18 protein-coding genes, 2 tRNA genes and 1 pseudogene are annotated in these 26,471 nt (G+C 34.7%); 19 read left to right on the plus strand and 2 right to left on the minus strand.

Translation table 11 applies throughout. The features are described from left to right. The first annotated feature begins 103 nt into the window (after positions 1-103). Positions 104-174: transfer RNA gene (locus tag BKM63_RS09140), tRNA-Gln, on the plus strand. Positions 175-285: 111 nt separating this feature from the next. Then, positions 286-356 (plus strand) — tRNA-Gln (locus tag BKM63_RS09145). Between the two features lie 79 nt (positions 357-435). Here BKM63_RS09145 and BKM63_RS09150 read toward each other — a convergent pair. Then, a complete protein-coding gene (locus tag BKM63_RS09150) occupies positions 436-1,260 on the minus strand; it encodes a universal stress protein (RefSeq protein ID WP_071636283.1) in 825 nt (274 codons plus the stop codon). 172 nt (positions 1,261-1,432) lie between these two features. On the opposite strand from BKM63_RS09150, the gene rimP reads away from it, so the two are divergent. The 5 genes from rimP to BKM63_RS09175 all read left to right on the plus strand — a co-directional run bounded on the left by rimP (position 1,433) and on the right by BKM63_RS09175 (position 7,709). Continuing rightward, the gene (gene rimP / locus BKM63_RS09155; protein ID WP_053474404.1) at positions 1,433-1,897 is read left to right on the plus strand and encodes a ribosome assembly cofactor RimP; all 465 of its coding nucleotides are present in this window, start codon (positions 1,433-1,435) and stop codon (positions 1,895-1,897) included. 13 nt (positions 1,898-1,910) lie between these two features. Then, positions 1,911-3,161 carry a transcription termination factor NusA gene (gene nusA, locus BKM63_RS09160; RefSeq protein ID WP_071636284.1) on the plus strand — a complete coding sequence of 417 codons (1,251 nt, stop codon included), beginning with the start codon at positions 1,911-1,913 and terminating at the stop codon, positions 3,159-3,161. Between the two features lie 48 nt (positions 3,162-3,209). Further along, positions 3,210-6,080 carry a translation initiation factor IF-2 gene (infB, locus tag BKM63_RS09165; RefSeq protein ID WP_071636285.1) on the plus strand — a complete coding sequence of 957 codons (2,871 nt, stop codon included), beginning with the start codon at positions 3,210-3,212 and terminating at the stop codon, positions 6,078-6,080. Between the two features lie 288 nt (positions 6,081-6,368). Continuing rightward, positions 6,369-7,145, plus strand: coding sequence for an acid phosphatase (locus tag BKM63_RS09170; RefSeq protein ID WP_071636286.1), 777 nt, complete (start codon positions 6,369-6,371; stop codon positions 7,143-7,145). 51 nt (positions 7,146-7,196) lie between these two features. Further along, complete coding sequence (locus BKM63_RS09175) at positions 7,197-7,709, plus strand: DUF4920 domain-containing protein (RefSeq protein WP_071636287.1); 513 nt, start codon at positions 7,197-7,199, stop codon at positions 7,707-7,709. A 344-nt stretch (positions 7,710-8,053) separates the two neighbouring features. Here the strand turns inward: BKM63_RS09175 and BKM63_RS09180 are convergent, their stop codons facing one another. Continuing rightward, positions 8,054-8,443: an SPOR domain-containing protein gene (locus BKM63_RS09180; RefSeq protein ID WP_071636288.1), complete on the minus strand. Its 390-nt coding sequence runs from the start codon at positions 8,441-8,443 to the stop codon at positions 8,054-8,056. A 219-nt stretch (positions 8,444-8,662) separates the two neighbouring features. Here BKM63_RS09180 and BKM63_RS09185 point away from each other — a divergent pair, with 219 nt between their 5' ends. The 12 genes and pseudogenes from BKM63_RS09185 to BKM63_RS09240 form a co-directional block, all read left to right on the plus strand. After that, a complete protein-coding gene (locus BKM63_RS09185; protein ID WP_071636289.1) occupies positions 8,663-10,000 on the plus strand; it encodes a c-type cytochrome in 1,338 nt (445 codons plus the stop codon). 32 nt (positions 10,001-10,032) lie between these two features. After that, positions 10,033-13,092, plus strand: a complete 3,060-nt coding sequence (locus BKM63_RS09190) for a TAT-variant-translocated molybdopterin oxidoreductase (RefSeq protein ID WP_071636290.1) — start codon at positions 10,033-10,035, stop codon at positions 13,090-13,092. A gap of 34 nt (positions 13,093-13,126) precedes the next feature. Beyond that, complete coding sequence (nrfD, locus tag BKM63_RS09195) at positions 13,127-14,527, plus strand: NrfD/PsrC family molybdoenzyme membrane anchor subunit (protein ID WP_042566279.1); 1,401 nt, start codon at positions 13,127-13,129, stop codon at positions 14,525-14,527. Continuing rightward, entirely contained in the window at positions 14,520-15,044 is a 525-nt protein-coding gene (locus tag BKM63_RS09200) for a DUF3341 domain-containing protein (RefSeq protein WP_071636291.1), read from the plus strand. The genes nrfD and BKM63_RS09200 overlap by 8 nt, the downstream gene beginning before the upstream one ends. Positions 15,045-15,052: 8 nt before the next feature. Further along, complete coding sequence (locus BKM63_RS09205) at positions 15,053-15,598, plus strand: c-type cytochrome (protein ID WP_071636292.1); 546 nt, start codon at positions 15,053-15,055, stop codon at positions 15,596-15,598. Between the two features lie 27 nt (positions 15,599-15,625). Next, positions 15,626-17,020: a DUF4779 domain-containing protein gene (locus BKM63_RS09210; RefSeq protein WP_071636293.1), complete on the plus strand. Its 1,395-nt coding sequence runs from the start codon at positions 15,626-15,628 to the stop codon at positions 17,018-17,020. 19 nt (positions 17,021-17,039) lie between these two features. Beyond that, positions 17,040-18,230, plus strand: a complete 1,191-nt coding sequence (locus BKM63_RS09215) for a cytochrome c oxidase subunit II (RefSeq protein WP_071636294.1) — start codon at positions 17,040-17,042, stop codon at positions 18,228-18,230. A 30-nt stretch (positions 18,231-18,260) separates the two neighbouring features. Next, a complete protein-coding gene (locus tag BKM63_RS09220) occupies positions 18,261-20,063 on the plus strand; it encodes a cytochrome c oxidase subunit I (RefSeq protein WP_071636295.1) in 1,803 nt (600 codons plus the stop codon). A gap of 105 nt (positions 20,064-20,168) precedes the next feature. Further along, the gene (ruvB, locus tag BKM63_RS09225) at positions 20,169-21,191 is read left to right on the plus strand and encodes a Holliday junction branch migration DNA helicase RuvB (RefSeq protein WP_071636296.1); all 1,023 of its coding nucleotides are present in this window, start codon (positions 20,169-20,171) and stop codon (positions 21,189-21,191) included. A 5-nt stretch (positions 21,192-21,196) separates the two neighbouring features. Continuing rightward, positions 21,197-22,543 carry a cytochrome P450 gene (locus BKM63_RS09230; protein ID WP_071636297.1) on the plus strand — a complete coding sequence of 449 codons (1,347 nt, stop codon included), beginning with the start codon at positions 21,197-21,199 and terminating at the stop codon, positions 22,541-22,543. After that, positions 22,540-23,466, plus strand: a complete 927-nt coding sequence (gene queG, locus BKM63_RS09235; RefSeq protein ID WP_071636298.1) for a tRNA epoxyqueuosine(34) reductase QueG — start codon at positions 22,540-22,542, stop codon at positions 23,464-23,466. The genes BKM63_RS09230 and queG overlap by 4 nt, the downstream gene beginning before the upstream one ends. Positions 23,467-24,012: 546 nt before the next feature. Continuing rightward, positions 24,013-26,471 (plus strand): annotated as a pseudogene (locus BKM63_RS09240) (DUF11 domain-containing protein); the annotation flags it as partial.

Here is a 26,471-nt window from a genome sequence, read left to right on the forward strand (position 1 = left end):
GTGGTTTGAAAGTAAAAAAAATCAAAAAAAATGATTTTTTTTGATTAAAAAGTTTGTGCAAACTAAATAAAACCTTAAATTTGCACTCGCTTAACAGCACTGCTGGTCTATGGTGTAATGGTAACACAACTGTTTTTGGTGCAGTCTTTCTAGGTTCGAGTCCTAGTAGACCAACATAAAAAGCCTCTCAGAAATGAGAGGCTTTTTTTTTATGTAAAAAAGTTTGCATAAAAATTTGCATAAATTAAATAAAGGTTTAATTTTGCACCCGCTTAACAGCACTGCTGGTCTATGGTGTAATGGTAACACAACTGTTTTTGGTGCAGTCTTTCTAGGTTCGAGTCCTAGTAGACCAACATAAAAAGCCTCTCAATCGAGAGGCTTTTTTTATGGAGTAAATTTAGGTAATGTATTTGTGTTTTATATGGTGCAGTTTTAGATTTTAAGCGTTACAATAGGTCTTACTGCATGATTGACTAAGCCTTCGCTGATGCTTCCGTTAAAAAAATGCGCAAAACCGGTTCTTCCGTGAGTGCACATTCCAATAATATCTGCATTTATGCTGTTTGAAAAATTGATAATTCCCTTTTCGATATTAGTGTCGTTGTAAATGTTTGTTGAATAATTACTGAGGTTAAATTCACTTGCGAAATCTTTTATTGCTTTTTCGGCTGTATGTGTAGGTTTAAAGCTGTTTGGAGTGCAGATTGAAACCAAATGAATTTTTGCATCAAAGAATTTTGTGAAGTTTAAAAGTTTTTGAAAAGGTTTTTTGGTTTCTTCGGTAAAGTCTGATGCAAAAACAATGTTCTCAACTTTAAAATCGGGAACGTCTTTTTTGATGACCAGTACTGGAATTTCGGAGTTTCTAACAACTTTTTCTGTGTTTGATCCAATTAGTAATTCTTCAATGCCCGAAGATCCGTGAGAACCCATTACAATTAAGTCTATGTCCTGTTCTTTGCCTATTTGGGTGATTCCGTGAATTGGTTTGTCCATTTTTACAACCTCTGTAATTGAAATTCCTTCTAAGAATGAGCTTTGTGATATTTTGTCCAGCATTTCGTTTGCTTTTTGCATAAAAAGCATTGTTTCAGGAATGCTTACACCGCCAAATATTGCGTCATTTGTCTGGTGCGGTAATTCGAGCATGTGTAGAATAATGATTTCAGAACCGTTCTTTTTGGCGATTTGTGCGGCTGCTTTTAACGCATGTTCGGCGTGTTCTGAAAAATCAGTAGGTACTAAAATTCGTTTCATGACTTTAGAGTTAAGGGGGTTGAAAAATAGTTAATCTTTGCTATAATAAAGGTAGGAAATATTTTTGCAGCAATCTATTTATTTGATTTATAAAAAAATCACTATATTTGCACCGTTATTTATTAAAATCTAAATAATGAGGGGACTAAGTGTCCCCTCTTTTTATAAAATTATGACATTTAAGGAAAAAGTAAACGAATTAATTACAGAAGCTCTTCTGGAAAAGCCATCGATCTTTTTGATTGATCTTGCTGTTTCGGATTCTTTCAAAATTAGTGTTGGTTTAGACGGAGATAATGGGGTTGCGCTTCAGGATTGTATTGATATCAGTCGTGCAATCGAGAATAATCTGGATCGTGAAGAGCAGGATTTTTCGCTTGAAGTAGCATCGGTTGGAGTAGGTTCTCCTTTAAAATTGATCAGACAATACAAGAAAAATATTGGTAGAACGTTGATTGTTACTACAAATAATGAAAAAATTGAAGCAGAATTAGTAGAAGCTAACGATGTTTTTATAATTTTGTCTTGGGAGGCAAGAGAACCGAAAAAAGTAGGAAAAGGAAAAGAAACAGTTCAAAAAGAACAACAAATACCTTATACAGAAATTAAAGAGGCAGTTGTTACAGTAACATTTTAATTAAAGAATTCGCATGGAAAATTTAGCATTAATCGATTCATTCTCAGAGTTTAAAGATAATAAACTTATTGATCGTGTAACGCTTATGGCAATTTTAGAGGACGTGTTTAGAAATGCATTGAAGAAAAAATACGGTTCTGATGATAATTTCGATATCATTATAAATCCCGATAAAGGAGATATGGAGATATGGAGAAGAAGGGTTATCGTTGCTGATGAAGATCTTGATTTTGAGAACGAAGAAATTACTTTGACTGAAGCAAGAATGATTGAGGCGGATTTTGAAATTGGTGAAGAAGTTTCTGAAGAGGTAAAATTGATTGATTTAGGAAGAAGAGCTATTTTGGCTTTGCGTCAAAACTTAATATCTAAAATTCACGAACACGATAATACAAATCTTTACAAGCAATTTAAAGATATTATTGGTGATATATATACTGCCGAAGTGCATCACGTTCGACCTAGAGTTGTTATCTTAGTAGACGATGAAGGAAACGAAATTGTGCTTCCAAAAGAAAAACAAATTCCATCTGACTTTTTCCGTAAAGGAGATAATGTTCGTGGAATTATTGAAAGTGTTGAATTAAAAGGGAACAAACCACAGATTATTATGTCTAGAACTTCTGAGAAGTTTTTAGAAAAATTATTTGAACAGGAAATCCCTGAAGTATTCGACGGTTTGATTACAGTTAAAAATGTAGTTCGTATCCCGGGAGAAAAAGCAAAAGTTGCTGTAGATTCTTATGATGATAGAATTGATCCGGTTGGAGCGTGTGTTGGTATGAAAGGATCTCGTATTCATGGAATTGTTCGTGAATTAGGAAACGAAAATATCGACGTAATTAATTACACAAACAACATCCAGTTGTTTATAACAAGAGCGTTGAGTCCTGCTAAAGTTTCTTCTATCAAGATTGACGAAGAAAACAAAAGAGCTGAAGTTTTCTTGAAGTTGGAAGAAGTTTCTAAAGCAATTGGTAGAGGCGGTCATAATATTAAATTGGCTGGTCAGTTAACGGGTTATGAATTAGATGTAATCAGAGAAGGTGACACTGCAAATGGTGAAGACGACGACGATGTTGAATTAACAGAGTTTTCAGATGAAATCGAAGGCTGGGTTATCGAAGAATTTGCAAAAATTGGTTTAGATACGGCTAGAAGTATTTTAAAACAAGAGGTAGAAGATTTAGTAAGAAGAACAGACTTAGAAGAGGAAACAATTCTTGATGTTATGAAAATACTAAAAGAAGAGTTTGATAGCTAGTTATCTACTCTAACAACACAACGAAAAAGGTAATAATAAAAAGGTTATATGTCTGAAGAGAGAGTAATAAGAATAAACAAGGTTTTAAGGGAATTAAATATCTCGTTAGAAAGAGCTGTTGATTATCTAAAAGATAAGGGAATTGCTATTGATGCAAATCCAAATGCTAAAATTTCTGATAGTGAATTTAATATCCTGCAAAGCCAATTTGCGGGCGATAAGGGGAATAAGGAAGCTTCTAAAGAAGTAGGAGAAGAGAAAAGAAAAGAAAAAGAAGCATTGCGTGTTGAGCGCGAGAAAGAAATTGAGGACAAACGCAGACAAGACGAAGAGCGTCAGAAACAACAAGAGATCATTAAAGCGAGAGCTGTTGTAACCGGGCCTGTTCAAGTTGGTAAAATTGATTTAAATCCAAAGAAACCTGCAGCTGTTCCTCAGGAAGAGCCGGTTAAAGCTGAAGAGCCTAAATCTGTTACTCCATCTCAACCAGAAAAGCCTGTTCAAAAAGAAATTACACCATCAGAGCCAGTTGCTCCGGTAGTTTCTGAAGAGAAAAAGGTAGAAAAACCTATTATTACAGAGAAAAAAGAAGTTAAAGCTGAGAATTCTAAAACAGCGCAGGAACCAATTGTTTCAACTGATCCTGCAACTGCTGAGGAAACCATCACTACTCAATATCAAAAATTATCTGGAACTACTCTTACAGGACAAACAATTGATTTATCTCAATTTAACAAGCCTAAAAAGAAAAAAGAAGATCCAAAAATTACTCCTAATAAACCAGGAGCGCCTGGAGCTGGAAATAATAATAACGCTAATAAAAACAAGCGTAAAAGAATTGCTCCTAAGCCTGGTGCGCCGGGTGCGCCAAAACCTGCAACAGGAAATGCGCCGGGAACACCAAATCCAAATAAAATTACACCAAATACTGGTGGTGGTTTTAATGCTAACAGAAGTGCAAGACCAGGTTTTGTAAAAGGAAACCGTCCTGCAATTGTGGCAAAAGTAGAGCCTACTGAAGAAGAAGTAAAAAACCAAATTAGAGAAACTCTTGAAAAACTTCAAGGGAAAGGTGGTAAATCAAAAGCTGCTAAATATAGAAGAGATAAAAGAGAAACGCACCGTCAGAAATCTGATGATGAACAAAGAGCTCTTGACGAAGGAAGTAAAACTATTAAAGTTACAGAATTTGTTACTGTAGGTGAAATTGCTATCATGATGGATGTGCCGATTACTAAAGTAATTGGAACGTGTATGTCTCTTGGTATCATGGTAACGATGAATCAGCGTTTAGATGCTGAAACATTAACAATCGTTGCTGATGAGTTTGGTTATGAAGTTGAATTTATAACAGTTGATATCGAAGAAGCGATTGAAGTTGTTGAAGATAAAGAAGAAGATTTAGTAACAAGAGCGCCAATTGTAACTGTAATGGGACACGTTGACCACGGTAAAACATCTTTACTGGATTATATCCGTAAAGAAAATGTTATCGCTGGTGAGTCTGGAGGTATTACACAGCACATTGGAGCTTATGGAGTAACTCTTGATAATGGTCAGAAAATAGCATTCTTGGATACTCCGGGTCACGAGGCGTTTACCGCAATGCGTGCACGTGGAGCTCAGGTTACAGATATCGCTATTATTGTAATTGCAGCGGATGATGATATCATGCCGCAAACTAAAGAGGCAATCAGCCACGCACAAGCGGCAAATGTGCCAATTATATTTGCAATCAATAAAGTGGATAAGCCAAATGCGAACCCTGATAAGATTAAAGAAAGATTAGCAGGTATGAATTTACTTGTTGAAGACTGGGGTGGTAAAATTCAATCGCATGATATTTCTGCAAAAACAGGATTAGGCGTGAAAGAATTACTTGAAAAAGTTTTATTAGAAGCAGAGATTTTAGATTTAAAATCTAATCCTAATAAAGCGGCACAAGGAACTGTAGTTGAAGCTTTCTTAGATAAAGGAAAAGGATATGTTTCTACAATTTTAGTTCAACATGGAACTTTAAAAATTGGAGATTATATGTTAGCTGGTAAACACCATGGTAAAGTTAAGGCGATGCATGATGAAAGAGGGCATACTGTTTTAGAAGCAGGTCCTTCGACTCCAGTATCAGTTTTAGGTTTAGACGGTGCTGCTACAGCAGGTGATAAGTTTAATGTGTTTGAAGATGAAAAAGAAGCAAAACAAATTGCATCTAAACGTTCTCAATTAATGCGTGAACAATCTGTACGTACACAAAGACATATTACACTTGATGAAATTGGACGTCGTATCGCTCTTGGTCAGTTTAAAGAATTAAATGTTATTCTTAAAGGAGACGTTGATGGATCTGTTGAAGCATTATCAGATTCATTCTCTAAACTTTCGACAGAAGAAATTCAAATTAATATCATCCATAAAGGTGTTGGAGCAATTACAGAAACAGATGTTATGCTGGCTTCTGCATCTGATGCGATCATTATTGGATTTAACGTTCGTCCTGCAGGAAATGCAAGACAGCTTGCTGATAAAGAAGAAATTGATATCCGTTACTACTCTATCATTTACGCTGCGATCGACGACTTGAAAGATGCAATGGAAGGAATGTTAGCTCCTGAAATGAAAGAAGAAATTTTAGGAACTGCTGAAATTCGTGAGATTTTCAAAATTTCTAAAGTAGGTTCTATCGCTGGTTGTATGGTAACTGATGGTAAAATTTTAAGAAGCTCTAAAATTAGAGTTATTAGAGATGGAGTTGTAGTACATACAGGTGAGCTAGTTGCTTTAAAGCGTTTCAAAGACGATGTTAAAGAAGTTAGTAAAGGTTACGATTGTGGTATTCAAATTAAAGGATTTAATGATATCGAAATGAATGATGTTATTGAGGCTTACCACGAAGTGGCAATCAAAAAGAAGTTGAAATAAAAGTATTCTGTTTTAATATATAAAATCCCGAGCAATCGGGATTTTTTTTTGTTTAGTATATTTTAGAATTGAAAACAAATATGTTGCAATTTATAATATGAAACATAATAGTAAAAAACAGATGTATTTTGATTGCTGAATTATTTATTTCTTTGTTTTGGTTTTTTTTGATATTGAATAGTTTTAAAAGCTTTAGCTGATCGGCGTAAAGTTTATTCGATTAAAAAAAATATCCTAATGGATTGACTGTGGTTTTAAGGGTAAACAGGTAAATGGTAATAGTTGGGTATGGGATTAAAAATAATTCAGATTATTAATACGTTTGTTTATAAAAAATTTAAGCGTAATAATGTTGTTTCTAAATTTACAACAGTTGAAGAGCTTAGAGCGGTCATGCCGGGTTTGTTGTATGGATATTTGTCTGAAGAAGAAATGCCTAATAGTTTGGCGTCGCTGTCACCGCCTCCGGAGATTGCGTCTCAGGCTTATGAAATTGATTTGGAATATGCAAAAAGAGCTGTCGAGTCTAATGACAAGATTCGCTTTCTAAAAGCGGCCAGCGATGCAGATTTGTCATTTCCTACTGCCGCCAAATGTTTTGAAGCGGTATTAGGAATTGAAATTAATGAGCAAAAAACACCTAAATTTTATACTTTTATGCGTAGAGTAATGACAGATGCAGGGCTGTCAACCTATGCGGCAAAGAATTATTATAATCGTGTACGTCCGTTTGTTGTTAATAACAAAAAGACCTGCACGCCTGATCAGGAAGAAGTTTTAAAAAAGGTTGGTTCTTTTCCATCTGGTCATGCTGCGGTTGGCAGTGCGTGGTCATTAATTTTAATTGAAATTTTTCCTCATAATAAAGAAGCAATATTGCAGCGAGGACATGACTTTGGAGAAAGTCGTGTAATTTGCAATGCGCATTGGCATAGTGATGTAGAGATGGGGAGAATTATGGGAAAGGCAACAGTTGATTGTCTTTTTAATAATCGGGCTTTTCTTATGGATATAGAACAGGTTAAAAAAGAAATACTCCAAGTTGGGTTTAATCCTTCTGAATAGGTTTGTTTTATTTGGGATTTTAATGTTATTTTTGGGGATAATTATACAAATATGAAACGATTATCGATATATACAGCTCTTCTTTTTATAAGTTTTTCTTCGTTGTCTTTTTCACAGGAAGCTGTTGAAAAACCATCACCGCCTGTTGGTAATGCGATAGAAGGGGATTTTTACGGAGAAAATGTTTCGGTTGCTTCAGTTAATAATGCAATTTCTGTTGAGAAGCTAGAGAGTGTATTGCAGGATGTAAAAAAGAGAGATAATATTGCTGTTAGAGGAGAAGTGACTGATGTTTGTAAAAAAAGAGGATGCTGGTTAACTATAAAAACAGACGATGGGTCTTCTTTCTTTGTAAAAATGAAAGATTATGCTTTTTTTGTTCCAACTGCATTAAAGGGTAAAAATGTCGTTTTAGAAGGTAGTGCTGAAAGAAAAGTGACCTCTGTTGATGAGCTGAAACATTATGCTAAAGATGCTAAAAAGACAAAAGCTGAAATAGATGCTATTAATATGCCAAAAGAAGAAGTAAGGTTTTTGGCAAACGGAATTAAAGTGGTGAATTAATTGTGGTTGCGTTTCTATTTAGAAAGACAATCTAAGAATTGCAATTTCCCTGAATAATATGTAAAAAAGTCTCAATGGTAATTGAGGCTTTTTTTTATGATTGTAGGTTTGTTAATATGATTGTGATTTTTCCTCTTTTCAAGAGTTGCTGAATTTTTGAATTGGTTTTAGCTGGGGAGTTGAGGAGTAATTGGATAATATTTATGTGTTTTTTATTGTATCAAAATTTATTAAATCTGAATTGTATTAGTTTAGATAGTTTTATTTTTTGATTGTTTTCGATGTTTTCAATAAAAAAAGCGAGACACTAATCTCGCTTTTTTTATTTTTTTGATGTTATTTGCTTATTTTCCAGGTTTTAGTAAAAAAACACTTTTATATTTTTTTCTGATGTCGGCTAAATTTCTTTCGGCTTCTATTCTTGATTTGAAATTTCCAACAATAACCTTGTAATTCGGGGTATTAAAAATTATTGTGCCGTCAATGTTTGTGTATTCTCTCTTAAAGTCAGATAATATCTTTTTTGCCTCATCGCTCTTGCCGCTGAAAATTTGAATTCTATAAGAATCGTTTGTACTGATTGATGTGTTAAATTTACGTTTTTCGTTCAATAACTGCTCAAATTTAGGGTCTTGATTCAGTGTTAAATTTTGACTTTGAGCATCAATATTATATGCTAATGTGAACATTGTTAATGTTAAGAAAACGTTTTTTGTCGAGGTTAAAATTCTCATAATGTGATGGTTTTTATGCAAAAATACTATTTAAAGTTTGTATGTAAAATTTTAATATTATTTAGAATTGATATAAATTGATATTTAAGACTATTTTAAGGTTTTGAGAATAGTTCATAAGTCGTATTTTTGTGCAAGTTTTAAAAGAAGGTATTAATTTTAGTCTGATTTATTACAGAAAAAATCATACCAAAAATTAGTAGATAATTATTATACTATATGAAAAAGGTGGGTAACCATAATTCGATCTCAAGAAAATTATTACTTAGTTTATCGCTAACGTTAATTTTCTCCCTAACTTCATTTGCTCAAGATCCTGCTGCAGCTCCTGCGGCGACTGAAGCTGCTGCTGCGCCCGCTGCAACATCAGGTGGTGATCCGGTAAAAGGGAAAGAACTTTTTAATGCAAATTGCGCTGCATGTCACAAATTAGATGCTAAATCAACCGGTCCTGCTTTAAGAGGTGTTGCCTCTAAGCACGATATGGCTTGGATTTACAAATGGGTACACAACAGTTCTGATATGATTAAATCAGGAGATCCTGTTGCTGTTAAACTTTTCGAGGAAAACAACAAGGCAGTAATGACTTCGTTCCCTCAATTATCTACAGGTGATATTGATAATATTATCGCTTATACTTCTGAAGTAAAAGCTGAGCCGGCTGCAGCTGCAGGCGGTCCTGCTACTCCTCCGGGAACTCAAGTTGACGGTGGTGGAATTTCTAATAATGTTATTTTAGGGGCTCTTGCTCTTGTAATGGCTATTTTAGTAGTTATGTTGTTCATGGTGAACAAAGTATTAACTAAAGTAGCTAGTAATAATGGTATTGTAGTTGCTCCAAAAGAAGGTAGAACTCCTATCTGGAAAGCTTTTGCTAAAAACCAATTTTTAGTATTAGTTACTTCTATATTCTTGCTTTTGGCTAGTGGTTATTTTGTTTACGGATACTTAATGCAAGTAGGTGTTGATCAAAATTATGAGCCAATTCAGCCAATTCACTATTCGCACAAAATTCACGCTGGAGATAACGAGATCAATTGTAAATATTGTCACTCTGCTGCACGTGTAAGTAAAACTGCTGGTATTCCTTCTTTAAATGTTTGTATGAACTGTCATAAAAACATCTCTGAAGTTGCTGAAACTACTGCTACTGCTGAATACAGCAAAGCGTTTTACGATGCTCAGATTCAAAAATTATACGATGCTGTTGGATGGGATAAGACTAAACAGGCTTATACTGGAAAAACACAGCCAGTAAAATGGGTTCGTATTCATAATCTTCCTGATTTTGTTTATTTCAATCACTCACAACACGTTTCTGTTGCAGGAGTTGAATGTCAAACTTGTCACGGTCCAGTGCAGGAATTTGAAATCATGAAGCAATACTCTAAATTAACAATGGGATGGTGTGTTGATTGCCATAGAAAAACTGATGTTAAGATGGAAGGAAATGCTTACTATGACAAAATTCATGCTGAACTTTCTAAAAAATACGGTGTAGAGAAATTAACTGCAGCGCAAATGGGAGGTTTAGAATGCGGTAAATGCCACTATTAATCGAATTATTAAGATTTTAATATTTATATACAATGTCATCAAACAAAAAATACTGGAAAAGTGTTGAGGAACTAGAAAATAGTTCTATTGTTGAGGCGCTTAGAAATAACGAATTTGTTGAAGAGATTCCTACTGATGAATTCTTAGGAAATGCAGATGCTTTGGCTTCTTCTGGAACTTCACGTCGTGACTTTTTAAAGTACGTAGGATTTAGTACTGCGGCAGTTACACTTGCTGCTTGTGAAGGTCCTGTGCACAAGTCTATCCCTTATGTATTACAACCGGAGCAAATCATTCCTGGTGTTGCAGATTATTATGCAACTACTGTTTTTGATGGTTTTGATTTTGCTAACCTTTTGGTAAAAACTCGTGAGGGCCGTCCAATTAAAATTGAGAACAATACTATTTCTGGAGCTAAGTTTTCAGCCAATGCTAGAATTCATGCATCTATCTTAGGATTATACGATAGTATGCGTTTGAAAGAACCTAAATTGGATGGAAAAAATAGCAGCTGGTCAGCAGTTGATTTAAAAATTAAATCAAGCTTGGCTGATGCAAAAGCAAAAGGAGGTCAAGTAGTATTGTTGACAAATACATTAGCAAGTCCATCTACTGAGAAATTAATAGGTGAGTTTATTGCTAAAAATCCAAACGCTAAACATGTTGTTTATGATGCGGTTTCTTCATCTGAAGCTTTAGATGCTTTTGAAGCTGTTTATGGTGAAAGAGGTTTAGTAGATTACGATTTTTCAAAAGCTTCTTTAATCGTTTCTGTTGGTGCTGATTTCTTAGGAGACTGGCAAGGTGGCGGATATGATGCTGGATATGCAAAAGGACGTATTCCTCAAAACGGAAAAATGTCTCGTCATTTTCAGTTTGAATCAAATATGACATTGTCAGGAGCAGCAGCTGATAAGCGTGTTCCAATGACAACTGCAGATCAAAAACAAGCTTTAGTTCAAATATATAATATTGTTGTAGGTGCTTCAGTTCCGGTTACTTTAGATGCTAAATTTAAAGCGGAAGTTGTTAAAGCAGCTCAGCAGTTAAAAGCAGCAGGCGCTAAAGGAATTTTAGTATCTGGAATCGAAGATAAAAATGCACAATTATTAGTTTTGGCTATTAATCAGGCATTGGCTAGTGAAGCATTTACTACTGCTGGAACTAGACAAATCAGAAAAGGTTCTAATGCTGTTGTGTCACAATTAGTAAAAGATATGAATGCAGGAAGTGTTCATACTTTAATAATGAGTGGAATTAATCCGGTTTATACTTTAGCTGACTCAGCTTCTTTTGTATCTGGATTGAAAAAAGTTAAAACATCAGTTGCTTTCTCTTTAAAAGAAGATGAAACTGCTTCTATAGCTACAATCGCTGCTCCGGCACCTCATTTCTTAGAATCTTGGGGAGATGTAGAAATTACAAAAGGTACTTATAGTTTAACACAGCCAACTATTCGTCCAATCTTTAATACAAAACAATTTCAAGACGTTTTATTATCTTTAAACGGTACTGCTGGAAGTTTTTATGATTATTTAAAAGCAAATTCAGCTGGTATAATTGCTGGTTCTTCTTGGAATAAAGTTTTACACGATGGTGTTTTTGTTGTTGGTTCTACTGCTTTAGCTGGTGGTTCTTATGATTTCGCTGGTGCTGCAAATGTACTTTCAAGATCAAAAGCTGCCGGAGAACTTGAATTAGTTTTATATACTAAAACAGGTATGGGTGATGGACAGCACGCAAATAACCCTTGGCTGCAAGAATTTCCAGATCCAATTACGAGAGTTTCTTGGGATAACTATGTTACAGTTTCTAATGCAGATGCTAAGAAATTCAATTTATCAAACGAAATTGTTGCAAATGGTGGTTTAAATGGTAGTTATGCTACTATTACTACTGCTGACGGAACTAAACTGGAAAATGTTCCGGTAATTGTTCAGCCAGGACAAGCTGTTGGTACAGTTGGTTTAGCTGTTGGTTACGGTCGTAAAGCGGCTTTAAAAGAAGAAATGCAGGTAGGTTTAAATGCTTACGCTTTATATAAAAATTTTAATAGTGTTCAAACTGTTTCTATTGCTAAGGCAAATGGAGAACATGAGTTTGCTTGTGTTCAAGGACAGAAAACATTAATGGGTAGAGGAGATATCATTAAAGAAACTACTTTAGAGATTTTCAATACTCAGGATGCTAAACATTGGAACGAGCAGCCAATGGTATCTTTAGATCACCAGGAAGTAGAAGCTACTACTGTAGATTTATGGGAATCATTTGATCGTTCAACAGGACACCACTTCAATCTTTCGATTGATTTGAATGCTTGTACAGGATGTGGTGCATGTGTTATTGCTTGTCATGCTGAAAACAACGTACCAGTTGTTGGTAAAGCAGAGGTTAGAAGAAGCCGTGATATGCACTGGTTGCGTATTGACAGATACTATTCTTCTGAAAGCACTTTTGAAGGTGATAACGAAAGAAAAGAAAGTATTGCTGGTTTGTCTAGTTCATTATCTACATTTAATGAAATGGAAAAACCTGGAGATAACCCACAAGTGGCATTCCAGCCTGTAATGTGTCAGCACTGTAACCACGCACCTTGTGAAACAGTTTGTCCGGTTGCTGCTACTTCTCACGGTCGTCAAGGTCAAAACCACATGGCATACAACAGATGTGTTGGTACTCGTTACTGTGCTAACAACTGTCCATATAAAGTTCGTCGTTTCAACTGGTTCTTGTACAACAAAAACAGTGAATTCGATTATCACATGAATGATGATTTAGGTCGTATGGTATTAAACCCAGACGTAAACGTTCGTTCTCGTGGAGTTATGGAAAAATGTTCATTCTGTATCCAAAGTACTCAAGCTGTAATTCTTGAGGCTAAACGTCAAGGTAGAGTAGTTGCAAAAGATGAGTTCAACAATGCTTGTGCTTGTTCTGCAGCTTGTTCTTCTGGTGCTATGGTATTTGGAGATGTAAATGATAAAGAAAGCGAAGTTGCTAAATTAGCAGAAAGCGAAAGAATGTATCATTTATTAGAGCATGTTGGTACAAAACCAAATGTTTTCTATCACGTAAAAGTTAGAAACACTTAGTAAAATTATTAATTAAGAAACAATATAAAGGATTATGTCGTCTCACTACGAAGCACCCATTAGAAAACCTTTAGTTATAGGTGATAAATCATATCATGATGTAACTGTAGATGTAGCTGCACCTGTTGAAGGGCCTGCAAACAAACAATGGTGGATTGTATTTTCAATCGCATTAATAGCCTTCCTTTGGGGGTTAGGCTGTATAATTTACACCGTATCTACCGGTATCGGAACATGGGGATTAAATAAAACAGTTGGTTGGGCTTGGGATATTACTAACTTCGTTTGGTGGGTTGGTATTGGTCACGCTGGAACTTTGATTTCTGCAGTACTATTACTTTTCCGTCAACGTTGGAGAATGGCTATTAACCGTTCTGCAGAAGCCATGACTATCTTCTCAGTAGTTCAAGCAGGTTTATTTCCAATTATTCACATGGGACGTCCATGGTTAGCATACTGGGTTTTACCTATTCCAAATCAATTTGGATCTTTATGGGTAAACTTTAACTCACCATTGCTTTGGGACGTATTCGCAATCTCAACTTATCTTTCGGTATCATTAGTTTTCTGGTGGACTGGATTATTACCTGACTTTGCAATGCTTCGTGATAGAGCTATAACTCCATTTAATAAAAGAGTTTATTCTATCCTAAGTTTCGGATGGAGCGGAAGAGCTAAAGACTGGCAGCGTTTTGAAGAAGTATCTTTGGTATTAGCTGGTTTAGCTACACCACTTGTACTTTCTGTACACACGATTGTATCTATGGACTTTGCTACTTCTGTAATCCCAGGATGGCATACAACAATTTTCCCTCCATACTTCGTTGCTGGAGCGGTATTCTCAGGATTTGCAATGGTAAACACATTGTTGATCGTTATGAGAAAAGTTTCTAACCTTGAAGCATACATTACATTACAACATATCGAATTAATGAACATCATTATCATGATTACAGGTTCGATCGTTGGTGTTGCTTACATCACTGAGTTATTCGTAGCTTGGTATTCAGGTGTAGAATATGAGCAATATGCATTCTTAAACAGAGCTACCGGACCTTACTGGTGGGCATATTGGTCGATGATGACTTGTAACGTTTTCTCTCCACAATTTATGTGGTTCAAAAAATTAAGAACAAGTATCATGTTTTCATTTATTATTTCGATCGTTGTAAACATCGGAATGTGGTTTGAAAGATTCGTAATTATTGTTACTTCTTTACATAGAGATTACCTTCCATCTTCTTGGACAATGTTCTCACCAACATTTGTGGATATTGGAATTTTCATTGGAACAATTGGTTTCTTCTTCGTATTGTTTTTATTATACTCTAGAACATTCCCTGTAATTGCTCAGGCAGAGGTAAAAACGATTTTGAAAGGAACAGGAGATAATTACATTAGAGAAAGAGCAAATAAAGATTCACATCATGAGTAATAAAGTAATATACGCCATTTATAATGACGATGATATTTTGATGGATGCAGTAAAGAAAACCAAAGCTGCTCATCATCATATTGAAGAAGTTTTTACTCCATTCCCAGTTCACGGATTGGATAAAGCTATGGGCTTAGCACCAACAAGATTAGCAATTTGTGCTTTCCTATACGGATGTGTTGGTATTTCTGTTGCAACAACAATGATGAGTTATATTATGATTCATGACTGGCCTCAGGATATTGGTGGAAAACCAAGTTTTAGTTTCATTCAAAATATGCCATCTTTTGTGCCAATTATGTTTGAAATGACTGTATTTTTCGCTGCGCACTTAATGGTAATCACTTTTTATATGAGAAGTAGATTATGGCCATTTAAGCAAGCTGAGAATCCTGATGTAAGAACAACAGATGACCATTTCTTAATGGAAGTTGCTGTAAACGATAACGAAGCAGAACTTGTTTCTTTTTTCGAAGGTACAGGAGCTGTTGAAGTTAAAGTAATTGAAAAGAATTAATTGTAGCTATGAAAAGGATATATAAAATAACACTTTTAGTTGGTATAACTATTTTAGTTTCATCTTGCCACAATAATTCGGCACCAAACTATCAGTATTTCCCAAATATGTATGAGTCTGTAGGGTATGAGCCTTATGCAGAAGCAAAAGTATTTAAGGGAGGAAAAGAAGGACAGCTTCCTGTTGAAGGAACTATTAATAGAGGTTTTGAACCTTACGAATATGAAAACTCTACTGCAGGTTATGAATTGGCAAAAGCTAATTTAAAATCTCCTTTAACTGAAGAAGACAGAAATTCTGGAAAAGGGAAAGAGCTTTTCGAAATTTACTGTATCAGCTGCCATGGTGCAACTGGTAACGGTAAAGGTAAATTGGTTGAAAGAGAAAAATTTCTTGGAGTACCTAGCTATAAAGACAGAGAAATCACTGAAGGAAGTATTTTTCACGTAGAAACTTATGGTTTAAATGCAATGGGTTCACATGCAAATCAATTAAGTGCCCACGAACGTTGGTTAGTTGCTGACTATGTTCTAAAACTAAAAAGCCAATTATAATTGTTGAACAAACTGATCGTAATAGATATGTATACATTTTCAAGTAAATTAAAAACTTTTTCTATCATCCTAATGGTTCTTGGCCTATTAGGAATTGGGTATGGTTTTTTAAGTGCACCTAAAGATATTCAAGAAGTTGAAAAAATACTAGCTGCAGATGCTCATGGTTCTCATGGTTCTGCACATGGGGAATCTGCAGAGGCTTCTCATAAAGATGCAGGACATCACGAAGCTGCAGAGGCTTCACATGAAGAACATAAAGGCGGGGAGCACGCAAAAGTAGGCGCTGCCGATGAACATGAAGAACATTTAACTCACGTATTGCACCAATTACAAAATAAGCCTTGGTCAGCATTATATGTTGCTTGTATTTTCTTTTTACTGCTTTCTATGGGAACATTAGCGTTTTACGCTATTCAACAAGTTGCTCAGGCAGGTTGGTCTCCGGTTTTATTTAGAGTTATGCAAGGTATTACGGCTTATTTGCCTGCAGGTTCTATCATCTTCTTCATAATCTTAGTTTTATGCGGATTACATTTTAATCATATTTTTGTATGGTTAGGTGAAGGAGTAACTGATCCTAAAAGCGCTAATTACGATGCAATTATTGCTGGTAAAGCTGGTTACTTGAACTTTCCTTTTTGGATCGTTAGAGCTGGTATCTTTTTACTAGGATGGAATTTATATCGTCATTATTCAAGAAAAAATTGTTTAGCTCAAGACGAAGCTAACGATGATCTATATTACAAAAAGAACTTTAAATTGTCAGCTGGATTCTTAGTTTTCTTTATTGTTTCTGAGTCAATTATGTCTTGGGACTGGATTATGTCATTTGATCCTCACTGGTTCAGTACATTGTTTGGATGGTATGTATTTGCTTCTTTCTTTGTAAGTGGTATTACTGCTATCGCATTAGTAACGATTTACTTAAAATCTAAAGGATATTTAGAATATGTAAATACAAGCCACATTCATGATTTAGCTAAATTCATGTTTGGTATTAGTGTTTTCTGGACTTATTTATGGTTCTCTCAATTCATGTTAATCTGGTATGCTAACATCCCGGAAGAGGTAACATATTTTGTAACAAGAATTCAATTATATAACCTGCCTTTCTTTGGTGCAGTAGTTATGAACTTTGTTTTCCCATTATTAATATTAATCAATACTGACTTTAAACGTCTTAACTGGGTTGTTGTTATGGCTGGTGTTGTAATATTATTAGGTCATTATGTTGATTTCTTTAATATGATTATGCCTGGTACAGTTGGAGACAAATGGTTTATCGGAGTTCCTGAAATTGCCTCTATTCTTTTCTTCTTAGGTTTATTTATATTTGTTGTATTTACTGCATTAACTAAATCTCCTTTGCTTGCAAAAAGAAATCCTTTCATTGAAGAAAGTAAACATTTTCATTATTAATATTTAAAGAAGTAAACAGATGACAAGTTTGTTGGTAATTATAGTTTTAGTTTTATTAGCAGTTGCATTGTGGCAATTGACCAAGATATTTGATCTTACTCAAGTAGGATCTTCTTCGGACGATTCTCAAGTTGCATCAGATAATGACAATAACATTCAGGGATATATTATGTTTGGCTTTTTAGCTTTCATTTATATATTTACTATTTATGGTTTACTAAAATGGGGTAATTTGGCACTTCATACTCCTGCTTCTGAGCATGGACTTTTAGTAGATAATTTAATGAATATTACTTGGGTTTTAATTTTTACTGTTCAGGTTATTACACAAGGTTTATTATATTGGTTTTCTTTTAAAAACAGAGGACATAAAGACAGAAAGGCATTATTCTTTGCTGATAGTAATAAATTAGAAGCAATTTGGAGTATTATTCCATCTGTTGTTTTAGCATGTTTAATCCTTTATGGATTGTATGCCTGGAATAATATTATGTTTGTTGACAAAGATGAAGATGTAGTTGAAATTGAATTATACGCACAACAATTTAAATGGACTGCAAGATATGCAGGAAATGATAATGTTTTAGGAAAAGCTAACGTACGTTTAATCGAAGGAGTAAATACATTAGGAGTTGATATGTCAGATCCTAACTCTCAAGATGATATTGTAGTTTCTGAATTGCATATCCCTAAAGGTAAAAAAGTACATTTCAAAATGCGTTCTCAAGACGTTTTGCACTCAGCTTACATGCCTCACTTTAGAGCGCAGATGAACTGTGTTCCTGGAATGGTTACTGAATTTGCATTCGTTCCAACTTATACTACTGCTGAATACAGAGAGTTACCATTTATGGTTGAAAAAGTGGCACACATCAACAAACTTAGAGCTGAAAAAAGCGTTGAGTTAGTTGCTAAAGGTGGAACAGCTTTGGATCCTTATACATTTGATTATTTATTATTATGTAATAAAATCTGTGGAGCTTCGCACTATAACATGCAAATGAAAGTTGTGGTTGATACTCCGGAAGAATATAAAAAATGGTTAAGCGAAAAAACAACTTTGGCTCAGGATATTAAAGCGGCAGCTGCTGCTGAAAAACCAGCTGAAGGAGTTGAAGGTGCTGCAGATACTACTGCTAAAATTAAAGATACAGTAAAAGCGGTTGTAGATACTGTAAAAGCAGCTGTAGCTAAAGTAGCTATGAAATAATATTATTAAGAAAATTTAAAGTACACATATATGTCAGCAGAAGCGCACGGTCACGATCACGGACACGATCACGAGCACGAACATCATCATAAAGAAACGTTCATTACTAAATATATTTTTAGTATTGATCACAAAATGATTGCTAAACAATACTTGATTACTGGTATTGTTATGGGAGTAATTGGTATTGCAATGTCCTTGCTTTTCAGAATGCAATTAGCGTGGCCAGAAGAGTCTTTTAAAATATTCAATGTTTTATTAGGAGATAAATTTGCACCTGATGGTGTAATGGCCAATGATATTTATCTGGCTTTGGTTACAATTCACGGGACCATCATGGTATTCTTTGTACTGACAGCTGGTTTGAGTGGAACTTTTAGTAACTTACTTATTCCACTTCAAATTGGAGCGCGTGATATGGCTTCTGGATTTATGAACATGATTTCATACTGGTTGTTCTTCTTATCTGCTGTAGTAATGTTATCTTCTTTATTTGTTGAAGCTGGACCAGCTTCTGCAGGTTGGACAATTTATCCTCCATTAAGTGCTTTACCTCAAGCGATCCCTGGATCTGGAACTGGTATGACTTTATGGTTAGTTTCAATGGCTATCTTTATTGCATCTTCTTTAATGGGATCATTAAACTACATTGTAACTGTTATTAACTTGAGAACTAAAGGGATGTCTATGACTAGACTTCCACTTACAATCTGGACATTTTTCGTAACAGCTATTATCGGGGTTATTTCTTTCCCGGTATTATTATCTGCTGCTTTATTATTGATTTTTGATAGAAGTTTTGGTACTTCATTCTTCTTATCTGATATTTATATTGCAGGAGAGGTTTTACATTACCAAGGCGGTTCTCCAGTATTATTTGAACACTTATTCTGGTTCTTAGGTCACCCTGAGGTTTATATCGTAATTTTACCAGCGATGGGTCTTGTATCTGAAATTATGGCTACGAACTCTCGTAAACCAATCTTTGGATATAGAGCGATGATTATGTCAGTTCTTGCAATTGCATTCTTATCTACTATTGTATGGGGTCACCACATGTTTATCTCTGGTATGAATCCTTTCTTAGGATCTGTATTTACCTTTACAACTTTATTGATTGCAATTCCATCGGCTGTAAAAGCATTTAACTGGATTACAACTTTATGGAAAGGTAACCTGCAATTCAACCCTGCAATGTTATTCTCTATCGGAATGGTTTCAACTTTCATTACTGGAGGTTTAACTGGAATTATTTTAGGAGATAGTACTTTAGATATTAACGTTCACGATACTTACTTCGTAATTGCTCACTTTCACTTAGTAATGGGTATCTCTGCACTTTACGGAATGTTTGCTGGTATTTACCACTGGTTCCCAAAAATGTACGGAAGAATGTTAAACAAAAACTTAGGTTATATTCACTTTTGGGTAACAGCAGTTTGTGCTTATGGAGTTTTCTTCCCAATGCACTTTATCGGATTAGCTGGTTTACCAAGACGTTATTATACAAACACTAACTTCCCATTATTTGATGATTTACAAAATGTGAATGTTTTAATTACAACATTTGCTCTTGTTGGTGGAGTTTTCCAATTGGTATTCTTATACAACTTCTTTAGCAGTATTTTCTACGGTAAAAAAGCAGTTCAGAACCCATGGAAATCTACAACATTAGAATGGACTACTCCAGTTGAACACATTCACGGAAACTGGCCAGGTGAAATTCCTCATGTATATCGTTGGCCGTATGACTACAGTAACCCAAATCATGATGTAGATTTTGTTCCTCAAAATGTACCAATGAAAGAAGGTGAAGAAGTTTTACACCACTAAAAATATCAAAAGACTGTCAGCAATGACAGTCTTTTTTGTTTAGTTAAAGTTTCAAAGATCATTTTACTATTTTACAAAACTAATTAGTTTCTATATCTTTGTAGGATGAATGAAAATCTAGATCCTACTACAAAAGGATATAACCCAGAAGAATTAGATCTTGAAAAAAGATTGCGTCCGCTGTCATTTGATGATTTTGCCGGTCAGGACCAGGTTTTAGAAAACTTAAAAGTTTTTGTTGCTGCTGCGAATCAGCGTGGTGAGGCACTTGATCATGCTTTGTTTCATGGACCTCCCGGACTTGGGAAAACTACTCTGGCTAATATTCTGGCAAATGAGCTGGAGGTGGGAATCAAAATTACTTCGGGACCTGTTTTGGATAAACCGGGAGATTTAGCAGGCTTACTGACAAATCTTGACGAAAGAGATGTTTTATTTATAGATGAAATTCATCGTTTAAGCCCTATAGTTGAAGAGTATCTTTATTCGGCAATGGAAGATTTCAAGATTGATATCATGATTGAATCCGGGCCTAATGCAAGAACAGTACAAATTAATTTAAATCCTTTTACTTTAATTGGTGCAACTACACGTTCGGGGTTGTTAACAGCTCCAATGCGAGCGCGTTTTGGAATTTCATCTCGTTTACAATATTATTCTACAGAACTTTTAACCACTATTGTGGAGAGAAGTGCAGGGATATTAAAAATGCCAATTGATCTTGAAGCAGCAATTGAAATAGCGGGCCGCAGCCGTGGAACTCCTCGTATTGCAAATGCCTTGCTTCGAAGAGTTCGTGATTTTGCGCAGATAAAAGGTAACGGAACTATAGATTTGGAAATTGCCAGATATGCATTAAAAGCTCTTAATGTAGATGCCCATGGACTTGATGAAATGGACAATAAGATATTATTAACTATTATCAATAAATTCAAGGGAGGTCCGGTAGGTCTTTCGACTTTGGCTACAGCCGTATCTGAAAGCAGTGAAACTATTGAGGAAGTTTATGAGCCTTTTTTAATTCAGGAAGGATTTATTATGCGTACACCGCGCGGACGTGAAGTTACAGATAAAGCTTATAAACATTTAGGAAAGATAAACACTAATATTCAAGGAGGTTTATTCTAATTGTTATGTCCAATCATGTAAAATATACTTACCCTGAAAAATTATCAATAATCAGATTTTTTAAGGATGCCGAAGGTGTTCGTAGAAATCCTATTCCGTTTCATAAAAGATATTTTGAAAAGTTTGGGGACTCTTTTTCTATTAGAATCGGTTTCTCAAAGTATATAATCTTGTCAAGGGATAATGAAGTTGCACAGTATATTTTAGTTAAAAACCAAAAGAATTATCATAAGTCTAAATTTCAATCCGTATACCTTTCTAAATATTTAGGAAAAGGACTTTTAACCAGTGATGGTGATTTTTGGCTGAAACAAAGACGTCTTATTCAACCGGCTTTTCATAAACAAAAGATGAATCAGCTGGTAGAAAATATGAATAAAACAATTAGTTCAGAAATAGATAATTTAACAGAGGATAAATCTATTGACATTTTTCCTGTTATGAGCCAGCTTGCATTTAATGTAGTGGCCAAATCATTATTTCAGCTTTCAACAGCAGAAAATAAATTTCATCGCATAAAGTTTATCATTGAAGAAGTTCAGCATTTTTTAATTAAAGAAATTAGATTGCCGCACAAAGCTTGGTGGTTTTCATTAAGCGGTCAGGTTAAAAAACATCTTAGTCTGGCTGAAGAGAATAATAGAATTATTCGGGAGATCATTGAAGAAAGAAAAGCCTCAAAGGAAGAATTAAATGATTTATTGAATATGCTTTTGGAAACCAGATATGAAGATACTGGTGAAAGCATGTCGATGGAACAGTTAATTGATGAAATTAAAGTTTTGTTTATTGCAGGACATGAAACAACTGCAAATGCTTTAACGTTTACGCTTCATCTTTTAGGCAGTAACCCGGAAGTACAGCAAAAAGTATTTGACGAAATCATCGAGATCGAATCGCAGACGGAAAACATTATAGAGCAGCTTCAAAAAATGACATACACCAATGCCGTTTTGAACGAATCTATGCGCTTGTATCCGCCTGCGTGGATTACCGACAGGCAAAATCTGGAAGATGATTCTCTAGCTCAGTTTAAAATTAAAAAAGATACCTTAATTGGGGTTTCTTTTTACGAATTGCATCGAAATCCAAAATACTGGAATAAGCCGGATGAATTTATTCCGGAAAGATTTCTTGGAGAACAACGAAAAGAGTCCATGCAATATTTTTACCCGTTTGGTGCCGGACCAAGAATGTGTATCGGGACCGGATTTGCCATTTATGAAATGTGCTTAACGATATCTCAAATTGTAAAAAAATATGTCATTAAGTCTAATAATGATGTTATACAATTTAATCCATTGATTACTTTAAAACCTGTTAATGTCGAAGTTTCATTTTCTAAAAGATGAGTATCAATTCAAAAGAAATATATTCAAAATTTATAAAAGAAGAAGCCAAAAGATTAGGTTTTATTTCTTGTGGTATATCTAAAGCAGGATTTCTGGAACAAGAAGCACCACGGCTTGAAAAATGGTTAAACAATAATCATAATGGCCAAATGGCATATATGGAAAACCATTTTGATAAACGCTTAGATCCAACTTTATTAGTTGATGATGCTAAAAGTGTGGTTTCTCTTTTACTGAATTATTTTCCGTCTGAAACTCAAAATGATGAAGCTTATAAGATTTCGAAATATGCCTACGGACAGGATTATCATTTCGTTATTAAAGAAAAGCTTAAAGAATTTCTTCATTCAATACAAGAGAATATTGGTGATGTTTCTGGCCGTGCTTTTGTAGATTCTGCTCCGGTTTTGGACAAAGCATGGGCAGCAAAAAGTGGTTTGGGCTGGATAGGAAAAAACAGTAATTTAATAACTCAGAAAGTAGGTTCTTTTTATTTCATTGCAGAACTTATTCTGGATCTTGATTTAGAATATGATCATGCTGTAACAGATCACTGCGGCTCTTGTACTGCTTGCATAGATGCTTGCCCTACTCAGGCTATTCTTGCTCCCTATATTGTGGATGGAAGCAAGTGTATATCTTATTATACAATCGAACTCAAAGAAAATATTCCGAATGATATGAAAGGAAAATTTGATGAGTGGATGTTTGGCTGCGATACTTGTCAGGATGTCTGTCCTTGGAACCGATTTTCTAAACCACATTCAGAACCATTATTCAATCCTAATCCGGATTTATTGTCTTTTTCTAAAAAGGATTGGACTGAGATTACTGAAGAAACTTTTCGAGTTGTTTTTAAGAATTCCCCTATAAAAAGAACCAAGTTTGACGGGCTTAAACGTAACATTAAATTTTTGGAATAACTTCTGTTAAAGCTGTCTTTTTTACCTGCAATTACTTTTATTTTAGTTTACTAAAAATAAATCTTATGTATTTGATTTTTAGCTATTTGGTTGTTGTTTTTTATTTTGTAAAAAATATTTTCTGTAAGATAAATTTGCTTTTTTGTTGCTAAATTCTAAATGAATTAATTTTTCTTTAAAAAATTAAGAAATTTCTGTTGTTTTATTGTTAAATCATCATCTTTATTTGGTCGTTAAAGTTAATTTATATCGACTAAAAGTGTATTTCAACGTTTTTCCATGTAGTTTATCGACTAATGTGGCTAGTATTGAGGTGTTTATATATTTTCGCCGCTCCAAAACTACTAATTTAACCGAGAGGCACTTGTGTCTTGAACCAAAACATTATGGTCCAAACGCTACATCATTATTTTTCTGATATTGAAAAAACTTTCAATTATCTAAAATCTATCCATTCATTTTTCTCGTATCTCGTTTATAATCTGAAAACCGATTTAAGGAATTCAGCTATAATTTCTATTACTCAAATTAATACCGGGTTTGTCTATGCGTAACTTTACTTTTAATGGATTTAAGTCTTTTAAATCAATTTTTCTTATTTCATTTTTTATTCTAATCAGCTATAGCGCTTCAGCTCAATTTTACACAAAACATTATATAGCACCAGCCCCTTGGCAATATTTTAGTAAAGCTAATGAAATTGTTATTGCAACAAATTCTGTAGCTCCTGTTACAATTGAAATATTTAAAAGTGATGGGACTTTAGTAACAAATTCCCTGACAGCCAAAAAAGGAACTCCGGCAGTTTATAGGTTTGCAGGGTTTCCTAAAGATGCACCAGCACATAAATTAAGTACTGTCTTAAATGGGGCAGGATTAATAGTTACGGGAAGTAAGCCAATATCAATAAATTTAAGAAATGTTGCTTCTGATGCTTTAGGTGGAGAGGGCAGCGATAAAGATATTAAAGGAAATGCGGCCTTAACAAGCTTTGGTGATGCAGGAATTGGAATTAGATACAGAGTTGGATACTACAGAGATGGATCGCTGGGTAATTTTGCTGAATTAGGTGATCAACGCCCGATTTATAGTATTATGGCTATTACTAATGATACATCTATAAAATTAGACAATGTTGTAACGGTTACGCTAAAGGCAGGTCAAAGTTATTTATTTACAGCGCCTATTGGAACTTTGGTAGAATCTTCAAATCCGAGTGTTATGAATACATCGGCTGCAATCGATACACCAGATGGCTGTGGAGATGGAGCATTTAATCAAATTCCGCCCGAATCAGTTCTTGGAACGGAATACTTTCTTGAACGAGGAACAGGAAATAATACAGCAGAACAAACTACCGTTGTAGCGACTAAAGATGATACAAATGTGACAATTGAAAGCTATTCAGTTACAGGAGCTTTAGTTGGAACAAAAACAGTAAAATTAGCGCAGGCAGGAAAATTTTATACTTTTGTTAATGGTGTTAAAGACGTAAGTTTCACAGCCTCTCATATTATTGCCGATAAAAGAGTTGCAGTCTATTCTGGAACTGCACAAAGATGTGAGGTTGATATTTCGACAATTGCACCAGTATCTGAATGTGGAGGATCTAATTTTATAGAGACAGCAAAATTTAGAAATTATGGCACAGGTACATTAGATTATTTTGGATATATTCTTTTAAGAAGTCAATCAGAGGTAGTAAATGTAAATGGAAATAATATTGCAAATGTATCCGGTATATCACCACGTTATCAAATTGGTACAACAGGCTGGTATTTAATTAATTTTAATAGTAAGCAAATAGGAAGCCCTGATTTTCTTACTATAGAAAGTAATGCTAAATTAACAGTTTCTATTGTACAGCAAGATGGTGGTTTCTCTATGGCAGGATTTTTCTCGAATTTTGCAGTTCAGCCGGAAGAACCAACTTTTACCTATATTTCAGGAGGTGGTTGTTCAAATAATTCAGCGTTATTAAAAACTCAATCAGGACTTTCTCCTTACCAATGGTATTTAAATGGTGTGGCAATCGCAGGAGCAAACGCAGATACTTATACCGCTGTTAAAACAGGTGCATATTCAGTTGCTTCAACTTTAACCTGTGGTGCTCAAACACAATCTAAACCTGTTTCGGTTACTTTATGTACTGATTTAGGAGTTACAAAAACAGTAGATAATCCGAAACCATGCGTGGGATCTAATGTAGAATTTACTGTTAAGTTGAGTAATCTAGGGGTAAATAACGCTGCGGGAGTTTCAGTAAATGATTTGCTTCCAACAGGATATACCTTTGTTAGTTCAACACAATCAACTGGAAGTTACAATTCCGGAACAGGTATTTGGAGTATTGGAGATGTAAATGGAGGAGCTGTAGAAACATTAAAAATTATTGCAAAAGTTAATGCATCTGGAGTTTATATGAATGAAGCTGCATTGCCTGCTTCAACAGTAGATAGTAATATAAATAATAACAAGGCCAGTGTTTCAACTACACCAAATCCATTACCAACTGCTTCGATAACAGGAACATTAACGGCTTGTTTCACGACTACTTTAACTGCGGTAACGAATGCTGCTTCACCAACGTATGTTTGGTATAAAAATAATGTTGAAATTTCTGGTCAAACAGCATCTACGTTAGTTGTAAATTCTGATGGAGATTACAAAGTAAAAATTACAAATTCTTCAACAGGATGCGAAACAACTTCAGCAGCTTCTACAGTAAAAGTAAGTGATACTAACAAACCCGTAAAACCTGTTTTAGCTGATATAACAGCGCAATGTTCTGCAACTGTAACAGCTCCAACAACAACGGATAATTGTTCAGGGACAGTAACCGGAACAACAACCGACCCATTGACATATACAGCTCAAGGCACTTATACTATTAATTGGAGTTTTAGTGATAGTAGTGGAAACATAGAGACTGCGACTCAAAAAGTAATTATTAACGACACTCAAAAACCAACAATCACCTGTCCTGCAGCAGTTGTAGTTTCTGC

The sequence above is a fragment of the Flavobacterium johnsoniae genome, assembly GCF_001879205.1.
GTDB lineage: Bacteria > Bacteroidota > Bacteroidia > Flavobacteriales > Flavobacteriaceae > Flavobacterium > Flavobacterium johnsoniae_A.